Source organism: Synechococcus sp. OH2 (genome assembly GCF_047462155.1).
Lineage (GTDB): Bacteria > Cyanobacteriota > Cyanobacteriia > Thermostichales > Thermostichaceae > Thermostichus.
On record NZ_JANSIR010000053.1, the window covers coordinates 1 to 5,742 of the forward strand.

Annotated in this window: 4 protein-coding genes; 1 reads left to right on the top strand and 3 read right to left on the bottom strand. The window is 58.7% G+C overall.

Annotation, left to right across the window (positions count from 1 at the left end; all coding sequences use genetic code 11):
- Positions 1–65: 65 nt before the first annotated feature.
- From NW835_RS04240 to NW835_RS04250, 3 genes are all read right to left on the bottom strand, one after another.
- Positions 66–1,121, bottom strand: a complete 1,056-nt coding sequence (locus tag NW835_RS04240) for a permease (RefSeq protein ID WP_414414601.1) — start codon at positions 1,119–1,121, stop codon at positions 66–68.
- Between the two features lie 80 nt (positions 1,122–1,201).
- Positions 1,202–2,338, bottom strand: a complete 1,137-nt coding sequence (locus NW835_RS04245) for a citrate synthase (protein WP_414366615.1) — start codon at positions 2,336–2,338, stop codon at positions 1,202–1,204.
- 200 nt (positions 2,339–2,538) lie between these two features.
- On the bottom strand, positions 2,539–3,081 hold the full coding sequence (locus NW835_RS04250; protein ID WP_414414599.1) for an NYN domain-containing protein: 543 nt from the start codon (positions 3,079–3,081) through the stop codon (positions 2,539–2,541).
- Between the two features lie 312 nt (positions 3,082–3,393).
- On the opposite strand from NW835_RS04250, the gene NW835_RS04255 reads away from it, so the two are divergent.
- Complete coding sequence (locus NW835_RS04255; protein WP_414414600.1) at positions 3,394–5,307, top strand: ABC1 kinase family protein; 1,914 nt, start codon at positions 3,394–3,396, stop codon at positions 5,305–5,307.
- Positions 5,308–5,742 lie beyond the last annotated feature (435 nt).

Sequence of the window (5,742 nt, forward strand, 5' to 3'; positions counted from 1 at the left end):
CTATCCCTCCCCACCCGGGTGGGGAATCCCGCGCCTTACGTTGAGCAAATGCAGGAGCAGGCGAGTTAACTGGCGCAGTAATTGATGGCCAAAGCCCCTACTAAAGTGAACTGAAAAGTCAGGAGCACCAAGTAGAAAATGGCGCGGGGCCTGAACAAAGTCAGCATCAAGCCAATGGCCTTCAAGTCCACCATCGGCCCAAACACCATAAAGGCCAACAAGGATCCCGGCGTGAAGGTGGCGGCAAAGGAGAGGGCAAAAAAGGCATCCACCGTCGAGCAGATAGAAATGATCCCGGCCAGGGCCATCATGATCAGGATCGAGACCAGTTCATCTTGGCCATAATTTAGAACAAACGAACGCGGGATCACCGTCTGCACAAAGGCCGCCATCGCCGAACCCAGGATGAGCACGGATCCCAGCTCGCGAATCTCTCTAGCCCAGGTTTGCAGCAGCAACAATCCCTTTTGCCGCCAAGAGAGAGCAGGGGCAGCGGCCAGCGCTGCCCGATACACCTCTTCGGCAGTCTGCAGAGTGGCCAGGGATCCGCCAGCAGCCCCTTGAGCATGGCCCTGGGATCCAATCCAAAAGGTGCCCCCCTGCAACAACGGCGAGCAGGAGGTGCTTTTCAGAGCTGCCTCTTGGCAGCGGTTGCGCTGCAGCTCTCGCCAGACCGCCGGTTGCAACAAAGGCTCCAGATCTTTTTGCACGCTGAAGAGCAAGCCGATGGCCACCGCAATGCCAAAAGAAAAAAGAACCCGGTAGGCCACCAGCTCCGGCATGCTGCGAAAGGCAATCCACGTGGAGAAGATCACGACCGGGTTAAACACCGGCGCTGCCAACAAAAAAGCCACCGCCACATAGGGTGGGATCCCTTTGATCACCAGTTGCCGGGCCACGGGCAGATTGCCGCATTCGCACACCGGAAAAAAGAACCCCAGGGCGCCACCGGCTACCGCGCTGCCGATTTTGCCTTTGGGTAGGAAACGAGCCAACTGGGATCCCTCTACGAACACGGCCATCAGCCCGGAGAGAAACACCCCCAAGAGCAAAAACGGCATGGCCTGCACCACAATGCTCAAGAAGAGGGTGAACCCGTCTCGCCAAAGGGGAGAATCCAAAGAGCTCAACGCACCACCTCACCCACGCATTTGGGCTCTACTGAGTTTGGATCCCGGTCCAGTGCTCTGTCAAACCGCTCTCAACCCCGCTCCTCGATGGGGATGTAGCGTTGCTGGCGTTCACCTGTGTACACCTGGGTGGGTCGGAAGAGCCGATTATCCGACAACTGCTCCCGCCAATGGGCCAGCCAACCCGCCACCCGGGCAATGGCAAATACCGGCGTAAACAAATCTTCCGGGATCCCTAGCTTGGCGTAGACCAACCCCGAGTAGAAATCCACGTTGGGGTAAATTCCTTTGGGCCCCAGCAGCTCCGCACACACCCGCTCCACTTCCAGGGCGATGTCGTAGTACTTGTCGTGGCCGTAGCGCTCGAACAGCTCCTCGGCCAGCCGCTGCAGAATGGTGGCGCGCGGATCCTTCACCTTGTAAACGCGATGGCCCATGCCCATGATGCGCTCTTTTTTGGCCAGCTTCTCTTCGATAAACGAGCGCACATTTTCCACCGAGCCGATTTGCCGCAACAGCCTCATCACCTGTTGGTTGGCCCCCCCATGCAACAGCCCCGAAAGGGTGCCCACCGCCGTGGCCAGGCTGCTGTAGGGACTGGCCAGGGTAGAGGCGCTTACCAGCAGGGCAAAGGTAGAGGCGTTGACCGTGTGTTCGGCGTGCAAGATCAGACAGGTATCGAAGATGCGGGCCAGCCAGGGATCCGGCTTCTTGCCGGAGAGCATGTAGAGAAAATTGGCGGCATGATCCAGGCTGTCGTCGGGGGGGATGGGATCGTTACCCTGGCGCATCTGGTGAAACATGGCCACCATGGTCGGCAGCTTGGCGAGCAGACGGGTAACCGTGCCAAACACATAGTCGGGATCCGCCTCCCGCACCGGATAGAACATCCCCAAGCCTGCCACGCAGGTTTGCAGGGCATCCATCGGGTGGCCCGACTCAGGAAACGACTTGATCATGTCGCGGATGCGGTATTTGACCCGCCGATGGCTGCGGACGGCCTGATCAAAGTTGTCCAGCTCGGATTGCGTCGGCAGCTTGCCGAAGATCAGCAGATAGGCCGTCTCCAAAAAGGTGCTGTGGGCTGTCAGTTCCTCAATGGGGATGCCCCGATACTCCAGGATCCCTGCCTGGCCATCGACAAAACTAATGTTAGAACGCGTGGCTGGAACGCCTTCTAGCCCAGGCTTGTATTCGCCATCTGCCATAGTCGGGTTCCTAGAATGAGCTCCCAAAGGAGAGAACAGGGCTTCACTACATTCGCTACATTAAAGCAGATCTGGATCTCTGAAGCCAAATCCCGCTTTTGCCTACCCTAAGAAGGGCTTTGGCGACCTAGGCAACCCATACAACCAGTGTGGGAGAGACCCTGCTCCGGTATCAGGTTTGCCTCAGAGCACCTCGCCAGTTAATGTATGGGATCCCGACCGGAGAGTCGCCAGCGGTTTAGGCGAGAGAGGGTCTCTGCGTCCAAGTAGGAATCAATACCCCGCCTGCTCGGTAGGCGCTTGGGCTTGATGCACCGGATCTGCTCTTGGGCCTCCTGCACTTCCGCCCACAGTTGTTCTGCCGAGATCCATTCTGCGTTGTAGCCGCCGATCACCCACTGCTGGACACGATCTGAGGTGGCTACCCGTACCCGATAGGTATCTGCTTGCAACTGAGCACAGAGCCGCTCGATGCAAGCGTCGGCAGTTTCCCCATAAGCGGTATAGAGAATCTCGATGCCGGAGGGAGAGCGCTGCTGTCGGGCGGGAGTGAACTGGGTATAGGCGTCGTACACCACAGTTGCCCGGTAGCCGCGGAAAGCCACGTAGCTGGCCAAAGACTCCACCAGGCGCAGACGCGCCAAGTCCATCAGGGAGCAACGTGCCAACTTCTTTAGGTTGGGCCAAGCTCCGATAATGTTGTAGCCATCAACCCATAAAACGGTGGGGAAGGAAGCTTGCATGCATAGTGGCAGATCCCTTGCCTAGGATCGCACCAATTGGTATCGGTTTGCAGCCGTATCTTAATCCCTATCAAAGAGCGCCGTAAAGCCCCTCTTGAGGCTGTCCCGCTCACAGTCTTGGGCTTGCAAGTCCTCACGGAAAGCAACCGTAAGGGATCCGCCTCAGACACAAAGCTTTCGTCTATGAGGCTTCCCTCGAGCGGTTGGGTGTTACTTTTCGCCTGAGTTCGGCCGCAGGTTTGGCGAGAAGACCATTTTCACCGCACCCGAGCCAGCAAGTTAAGATGTGTTACGAGATCCGTTGGGGCTTCTATGGGCGCAACACCGTCAACACCAGCAGTAACCAAACCCGTGGCAACACAGCATCGCCTGAGTTCGGCAGCGGCGGGGCCTGAGGCTGTTTTCCCTCCGTCGCAGCCAGCCCTGCGTTACAACCCGGAGCAAGTGGCTGAGCAATACCGGGGACGCTGGGATCTGGTGCTGGGGCGTCTATTCCAGTTGATCACCCCCTTTTTGGGCCTGTTGGCCTGGGTGTTTTGGGATCGCTGGCGAGGGGTGGAGCTGAAAAATCGGCCTAAGCACGCGGCACGGCTGCGGGAGATCCTCACGCAATTGGGGCCGACAGCTATCAAAATCGGCCAGGCCCTCTCCACCCGTCCCGATCTGGTCTCGCCTCTTTTTTTGGAAGAACTGGCCAAGCTTCAGGATGAGCTGCCCCCCTTCGACAATGCCACCGCCTTTGCCCTCATTGAGTCGCAAATTGGCCAACCGGTAGAGCAGATCTTTCGCGAGATTGGCCCGGAGCCGGTTGCCGCTGCCAGCCTGGGGCAGGTTTACCAGGCCTATCTGCACACAGGGGAGAAAGTCGCCGTCAAGGTGCAGCGGCCCGATTTGATCGGGCGCATTTCCCTGGACATGTACATCATCCGCAGTCTGGCCGCCTGGGCCAAGCGCACCTTCCGCCGCATCCGCAGCGACTTGGTGGGCATTGTGGATGAGTTCGCTGGGCGGCTTTACGAGGAGATGGACTACACCCAAGAGGGCCGCAATGCCGAGCGCTTCCTGGAGCTGTACCGCCACCCCTCCATCTACGCCCCGAAAATCTACTGGCAGTACACCCGCACCAAGGTGCTGACGATGGAGTGGATTGACGGCATCAAGCTAACCCAGCTTGACAAGATCACTGCGGCAGGTTTGGACGGGCGGCACCTGATCGAGATCGGGGTTAACTGCTCCCTTAAGCAGCTTTTGGAGCATGGCTTTTTCCACGCTGACCCCCATCCGGGCAACCTCTTGGCCATGTACGACGGGCGGCTGGCCTACATCGACTTTGGGATGATGAGCACCATCCAGCCCCACCAGCGCTACGGCCTGATCAAGGCCATCGTCCACTTGGTGAACCGGGATTTTGTTGCCTTGGCACAGGACTACGTGGATCTGGAGTTCCTGGATCCCAATACCGATCTCACCCCCATCATCCCTGCTTTGGAAGCTGTCTTTGCCGAGGCCCTGGGCAGCTCCGTGGCCGAGCTGAATTTTAAAAGCATCACGGATAGGCTCTCGGGAGTGATGTACGATTTTCCCTTCCGTGTGCCCGCCTACTACGCCCTGATCATCCGCTCTTTGCTCACTCTGGAGGGGATCGCCATTGGTTTGGATCCCAATTTCAAGGTGTTGAGCGTAGCCTATCCCTATGTGGCCCAGCGCCTGCTCACCGACCCGGCCCCAGAGCTGCGCACCTCGCTGCGGGAGCTGCTGTTTAACCAAGGGCAATTTCGCTGGAACCGCCTGGAGAACCTGCTGCGCAACGCCGCCAACAGCGAAGACTTCGACCTGCAGGGATCCCTGGAAAAGGCCATCGATTTTATCTTTTCCGAACGGGGGGCCTTCTTGCGGGAGCGGCTGGTGGGTGTGCTTTTCTCCAGCTCGGGGGACGGAACCGCAGACGGCCTGGCTCATTTGCAACGCCTGTGGGAACTCCTCAGCAGCAACCCCGCCTTTCAGCCACTACAGCTTTTGCCCATTGTTGCCAAGATAGCTACCAAGCCGGAGGCCCAGCAACTGGGCCGGCAATTGGCCTCCCGCTGGTTGCAACGCTCGGCAGCTCGGCTTATCCGCGACCTATTGTTGTCGGAGGATGAGAAAAAGCCCGGCTCACCCGCTGCCCTGAACGGGCACAACGGGAGCCCTAAGCCGATGACAGCTTCAAAACCCGCTGCCGCCTGACCTTCCCCTTGCGCTGAACAGACCAAAACCTTTCTGCTCCACAGGGCAACAAGACCAGCCTCCGGGCAAAAGCCTTGGGTTTCCTCGTGAGTGTCGGCTACTAAGAAGAGCAAGCCGGGAAAATCCCAGCAGCATCCTTTGGTGAGAGAAGCAGGCAGAAGGAACTTCCCCGGCTGAACCCAATTGTGCAGTCTCTTCAGCTAGAAACCGCAGGAGGCCCGCGCTCTGGCGTAGCCAGTCGTGAAGCGGGACGGAGTCCTTGTGTCGGGAGGAATGCGAGAAGCCGGACAACAATAAAAAGATAGGGGCATACCCCAAGTCCTGACTATCTCCTGCAAGCTCAAGGTGTCTGCGTCGCAAGCCGCCAAGCTGGAGGCGACGCCAGACGCTTTTGCGCGAGCCTTGCTCGCGCCAGCGGGCCGGAGGCCTTACTGG